5 protein-coding genes are annotated in these 5,621 nt (G+C 62.1%); 3 read left to right on the forward strand and 2 right to left on the reverse strand.

Annotation, left to right across the window (positions count from 1 at the left end; all coding sequences use genetic code 11):
* Positions 1-195: 195 nt before the first annotated feature.
* Positions 196-636 (reverse strand): VOC family protein, encoded by a 441-nt coding sequence (locus A2J01_RS07145; protein ID WP_064112402.1) that lies wholly within the window; start codon positions 634-636, stop codon positions 196-198.
* 174 nt (positions 637-810) lie between these two features.
* Between A2J01_RS07145 and A2J01_RS07150 the strand changes: the two genes are divergently transcribed.
* Entirely contained in the window at positions 811-1,974 is a 1,164-nt protein-coding gene (locus tag A2J01_RS07150) for an alpha/beta hydrolase family protein (protein ID WP_003940397.1), read from the forward strand.
* A 63-nt stretch (positions 1,975-2,037) separates the two neighbouring features.
* Here the strand turns inward: A2J01_RS07150 and A2J01_RS07155 are convergent, their stop codons facing one another.
* The gene (locus A2J01_RS07155) at positions 2,038-2,769 is read right to left on the reverse strand and encodes a TetR/AcrR family transcriptional regulator (RefSeq protein ID WP_064112403.1); all 732 of its coding nucleotides are present in this window, start codon (positions 2,767-2,769) and stop codon (positions 2,038-2,040) included.
* 146 nt (positions 2,770-2,915) lie between these two features.
* Between A2J01_RS07155 and A2J01_RS07160 the strand changes: the two genes are divergently transcribed.
* Both A2J01_RS07160 and A2J01_RS07165 read left to right on the forward strand, forming a co-directional pair.
* The gene (locus A2J01_RS07160; protein WP_064112404.1) at positions 2,916-3,938 is read left to right on the forward strand and encodes an ABC transporter substrate-binding protein; all 1,023 of its coding nucleotides are present in this window, start codon (positions 2,916-2,918) and stop codon (positions 3,936-3,938) included.
* A complete protein-coding gene (locus A2J01_RS07165) occupies positions 3,935-5,497 on the forward strand; it encodes a multicopper oxidase family protein (RefSeq protein ID WP_064112405.1) in 1,563 nt (520 codons plus the stop codon). The genes A2J01_RS07160 and A2J01_RS07165 overlap by 4 nt, the downstream gene beginning before the upstream one ends.
* Positions 5,498-5,621: the final 124 nt, after the last annotated feature.

The following is a 5,621-nucleotide window of genomic DNA, read 5'->3' on the forward strand; positions in this document are numbered from 1 at the left end:
GCGCACGGATGTCCACCCGATCGCGCTGATCGCTACGCGACGATCGTGTTGGCGCAGATTCGCGGGTTGACGCTCGATCTGGTGACCACCGGTGACCGCGTCAGAATCGACGCGGCGTTCGCCGAATTCGCGGCTGCGATGGGCGCTCTGGCCAGCTCCTGGAAGGCGATCTGACGCTCCGAATGCCGTGACGCTTCAGGCGATCTGCTCGAACAGGGACACGATGATTCCTTCAGGCCCCCGGACGTAGGCCATGCGCACGCTGTTCTCGTACTCGCCGATCCCGCCGATGAGTCCGTAACCGTCCGCAGCCACCGCGTCGACCGCAGCCTGGAGATCGCCCACCTCGAAAGACACGTTGCGTATCCCGATCTCGTTGGCCATCGGAGCAGGCGATCCGGGTACGTGCTCGGGCGTGACGAAGGACGAGAGCTCGAGCCGTGATCCTTCGCCCGGCGGGCGCAGCATGGCGATTTCGCACTTGGCTCCAGGGATACCGCAGACGGTTTCCACGAACTCACCCTCCACGGATCCGGTGCCCTCCACCTCGAGACCCAGACCGACGAAGAATGCCGTCGCTGATTCGAGGTCCGCGACGGTGATGCCGATGTGGTCGAAACGCCGTACGTGTGCCATGGACACATCCTCCTACTGTTTTTTCGTGCGGTTCGATGCTAGGTCGGAGTTGGGGCCGGAATCTCGACATATACGTTTCAGGAAGCTGCAAGATTTTGCTTGACCGATCGGTTAAACAAAATCTACGATAACGTCCAACGAGGTCGCCCACCGCACGAACCGGAGTCGTCAGACGTGAAATTCCAGTCGAAGTCGTTTGCCCGCATATCCATCGCAGCCCTCTGTGCTGCAACGATCGGCTCCGCCGTTGCTGCGCCCATCGCGTCCGCACAGGCACCGAGCGCGTCGCAAGCCACCGGCACTGTGGTGTCGAGTGAGCCGCTACCGAAAGATCTGTGGATTCCGGGTACCGCCGACGCCAAGCGATTCACGTACTGGACCATCGGTTCCAACGGCGGGCCTGCGCTGAGCAGTGGCGCGTACTACGTCCCGGCCGGTCCGGCACCGGAAGGCGGGTGGCCCGTCATCGCCTGGGCGCACGGCACCACGGGACTCGACGATTCCTGTGCCCCTTCGCTGGTCGGTCCTGGCCTGCCCGAGCGTGACTACCCCTACCTGGGGCGTTGGCTCTCCGAGGGCTACGCCGTCGTCGCCACCGACTACGTCGGTCTGGGTACACCAGGGCTGATGCCGTATCTCGACGGAAAGGTGGAGGCGCACAGCGTCGTCGACTCGGTCAAAGCTGCTCGGGTGATCGACCCCACCATCTCGAATCGGTGGGCAGTGGTCGGACAGTCGCAGGGCGGCGGTGCGGCCATCACGACGGCGCGCTACGCAACCGAGTATGGAGGGGATTCGCTCGACTACCGCGGTGGCGTGGGTACCGGAGTGCCGGCCAACATCGAGTTGACCCTCCTGCCTGCCGGTCCGGGCTTCCCTCCCATCGCCCTCGGCGGCGGGTTGACGTCGTACGCGCTCTACATCCTCGCGGGCTTGCGGGAAGCGCACCCCGAGATCGACTTGAATTCCTACCTGAACGACTTGGGAAGGGAAAAGGTCGACTCGGCCGAAAAGCTCTGCGCCGCAGACCTGGACGAGGCATCCAAGGATCTGGTCCTCGGTGACATCTTTTCCCGCCCGCTCAGTCAGATCCCGAACTTCCAGGGTCTGCTGAACGATTACATGGGTGTACCGACCAGTGGATACGACCGCCCTATCTTCATCGGCCAGGGCCTGCTTGACGTGGATGTCCCTGCACCGTCTGCACTTTCGCTGGTTGCAGCGTTGGTCGCCAACGGTGAACCGGTCACGTTCAAGACCTACAACACCGATCACAGCGGCGCTTTGGTCGAATCACAGGCCGACACGATTCCGTTCGTCGCGAACCTGTTCCGCTAGGCATACCGAGAATCCAGATCATCCGCGGGGTCGCTGTCGCACAACTGCGACAGCGACCCTCGGTCATTTCTGTGACTCCTTGATTGCGTTCAGCCGCGCCTCGAGGCCGTCGAGGACACGGTCGAGTGTGTAGCGATAGTGTTCTGCCCGTGTTGCTTCCGCAGCATCCGGTGGACCGGCGAACTTCCCGATCAGTGTCTCCATCGATGAACGAGGATCTGAGGGTCTGTCGTTACTCAGTCGTTCCAGCATCGCGCTGTGATCGGGTGAAGGCTGTCCGCTGGGAATGCGCCTGGCGTCGTTCATGGCGATCAGTGTGGTTGTCGAGGTGAAGGCGACGGTGTAAGCCTGAGCGGCTTCTTCCCCGAACCCGGCGTCGATCAGCGATGCCAATCCGGCCTCCATGAGTTCCCGGCTGCGCTGGGTGGCAACTCCGTTCATCAGCAGCCACTGTGCCGCGCCTGGACACTTGATCAAGGCCTCTCGCATCTGCAAGAGCAGATGCGTCAGCCATTGACGCCAATCTTCTTGTGCGGATGGCACGTTCACGGCCGACACCGCACTGTCGACCACCGCAGCCGAGAGTGCGTCCCGATCTCCGACGAGTCGATAGACGACGGAGAACGACGTATCGAGTTCGCCGAGCAGCTGCCGCAGCGACCAGCCCTCGACTCCGTGCTCGCGACTGAGCCCGAACGCCACGGTCAGCACCGCGTCCGCAGTGATCCCGGTGTTGTAACTCCGGCGGCGCTGTGATTTCGCGGCGGACTTCTTGTCAGGTGATGGCGCAGTCATGGTCCGACCGAGCTTAGTGGCGTCGGATCGCGTCGCGTAGTCGACGCAAGCGATTGACGGATGAACTTAGGTGAGGTTTACTTGCCAAATCCGAGCAGTGCTCGGATTTATGCGAAGCCCCCGATTTTTCGAAGCTGAAGGACACCATGAAGTTGAAAACGCGACCCGGTTACCTATCGAGGCTGGGTGCTTCGCTGCTGGTCAGTGTCGTTGCCCTGACTGCGGCCGCCTGTAGCTCGAGTGAGGCGGGACCGACGACGGAACCTGCCGAGGGAACGCGTGTTGTGTCCCATGAATTCGGTGAAACGTCGGTTCCGGGCGACCTCGGGCGAATTGTTTCCCTCGACGAATACGCCGCACTCGGTCTCCTTGCCGTCGGCATCACCCCTGACGTGGTCTTCACGTCGTGGGGATCGGAGATCGGCCAGGACATCTTGGCGTCAGCTGGTACCGAGGTGGTCACGGTGCCGCCGCTCGGTGCACCCCCGATCGAGCAGGTACTCGCACAGGATCCCGGACTGGTCATCTTCACGTCGATGGGCGATCGGAGCTACTACGACTCCCTCGCGTCGACCGTCCCCACAGTGCCGGTCCCAGCCGTCACCACTCCGTGGCGTGAGAATCTTGCCTTCTTCGGACGCGCTTTTGATCGTCAGTCGGTTGCCGACAAGCTGACTGTCGCCTTGGAGGGCAAGATCGCTGACGTCTCTGCTCGGTCCGGTGGTGAAGCGAACACCGTGTCGGTGCTGATGAGCAGTTCTGGAATCCTTGCCACCACCACCGAGCAGGCGCCGCCGTCGTTGTTGTTGGCGGAGAGCGGCTTCGGGCGTCCGGAATCCCAGCGATCGAATGCCGCTGGAGGACTGCCGTATGCGCCCCTGTCCGACGAGGCGATCCCGGCGCAGGATGCTCGGATCATAGCCGTGTTCGACGAGGGCGTGTACGAGTTCGGCAAGGTTGCCGGTGTTCCCGGATTCTCGAGTCTTTCAGCGGTGCAGGAGAACCGAGTGGCCAAGGTCAACGGAGACATGTGGCTTGCCACTCATCCCTTCGCCACCTTCTGGATGATCGAGGACATGGATGCCATGGCTGCCGGCAATCTGACCGGCACCGGAACCGAAGATGTTGCCGCGACGCGCTATCAGGAATTCACGGCGCTGACGGCATGAGTTCGAGTGCGTTGAGTCGGCGCCTGGCTCTGCGATGGGGAGCGGTGACGCTCGGCTCTGCGGCTGTGGGTTCTGCGGCTTTGGGTTCTGTGGCATTGAGTGCGTGCAGCCGTGGTTCGGCGAACGAATCCAGTTCTGAGATTTCACCGTTCGACGACGAAGTTCGTGCTGCCGAACAGGCGAGATTTCATAGCGGGCGCACAGTCGAACGGAATCTGACAGCTGCACCGGCTCGGGTGAGTCTGGGCGCCAGAGAGGTCGACACATGGTCGTACGGTGCGGAAGCAGTTGGCCCGGAGCTTCGAATCTCCAAGGGAGACCGGCTCAACGTTCTTTTGCAGAACGACCTTCCGACGGAGACCTCGGTGCACTGGCACGGCATTGCGATCCGCAACGACATGGACGGCGTCCCGCCGGTCACCCAGGAACGAATCCAACCAGGTGCCGAGTTCACCTACGACTTCGTGGCCCCGGATCACGGAACATATTGGTACCACTCCCATTCAGGCTTGCAGGCCGATCGAGGGTTATTCGGTGCACTCGTGGTCGAGGACCCGAACGACCGGACCGGAGCCGACGAGGACGTCGTCATCGTGATCGACGACTGGCTCGACGGGCTGGGAACAACCCCGGATGCAGTGCTTCGCGCATTGTCACCGGACGTGCAGGGAGGACACCACGGGCACGGCGGCACTCCACCGGAAGTCGATGGTGCAGAGATTGATTCTGCCGCAGGACTTCTCGGCAGTGGTCACGGAAATTCCAAGGCGCTCGGTGGAATGGCAACGCACATCACGTATCCACTGCATCTGATCAACGGACGGCCTGTGGAAGATCCCTTCGTCGTCAGTGCGACGGCCGGAACTCGGCTTCGATTGCGGGTGATCAATGCCGGGGCGGAGACTCCGTACCGTTTCTCGGTCGCCGGGCACGAGATGACCGTTGTCAGTGCTGACGGGCAGGACGTTGCCTACACAGCCGGAGACGAGATTCTGATCGCACCCGCGCAGCGATACGACGTATTGGTGACGGTGCAGTCCGGCTCGTGGCCCATCGCCGCGAAGGTGGAAGGGAAGTCAGGTGGCGTCGCGTGCCTGCTTCGGACGCCGGATTCGGTAGCGGTCGTCGACCTGACTTCGCCTGCAGTGCTGTCAGGTTCCGGCGGTCGGCTCGTTCTGGAATCGGAGCTTCGCCCGTCAGGAGCGCTGGAGCAGAGGGCACCGGATCGTGCGTATTCGGTGGATCTCATTCAGGCCGGCGATCGATACCTCTGGGGAATGGCGGGCGCCGATGCAGGTCGGTTGAGAATGAAGCAGGGCGAGCGAATACGAATCGTCATGAACAACGACACCGACATGTGGCACCCGATGCACACCCATGGGCACACCTTCTCGGTTCCCTCCTACGGCGGGCTTCGCCGAGACACCGTGATCGTACTTCCGCGTACACAAATGGCGATCGACTTCGACGCCGACAATCCAGGACGGTGGATGTTTCACTGTCACAACGCGTACCACTTCGAGGCCGGGATGACTGCCGACCTCAACTACGTTCGATGAGGAGAGCAGAATGTCAGTTCGCACCGGATTGACCACATTGATCGCTGTTGCAGCGGTATTCACACTGACGTCGTGCGGCAACGATTCGACGGGATCTACCGAGCAAGCGCCGGTCGAGATCTCG

Origin of the sequence: Rhodococcus sp. EPR-134, assembly GCF_001647205.1 — a bacterium.
In the GTDB taxonomy this organism is placed as follows: Bacteria; Actinomycetota; Actinomycetes; order Mycobacteriales; family Mycobacteriaceae; genus Rhodococcus_F; species Rhodococcus_F qingshengii.

What these genes read in the sequence shown, in the direction of transcription:
- A2J01_RS07160 (WP_064112404.1), top strand. Translation starts at nt 2,916, where the DNA reads ATGAAGTTGAAAACGCGACCCGGTTACCTATCGAGGCTGGGTGCTTCG.
- A2J01_RS07165 (WP_064112405.1), top strand. Translation starts at nt 3,935, where the DNA reads ATGAGTTCGAGTGCGTTGAGTCGGCGCCTGGCTCTGCGATGGGGAGCG.
- A2J01_RS07155 (WP_064112403.1), bottom strand. Translation starts at nt 2,769, where the DNA reads ATGACTGCGCCATCACCTGACAAGAAGTCCGCCGCGAAATCACAGCGC.
- A2J01_RS07145 (WP_064112402.1), bottom strand. Translation starts at nt 636, where the DNA reads ATGGCACACGTACGGCGTTTCGACCACATCGGCATCACCGTCGCGGAC.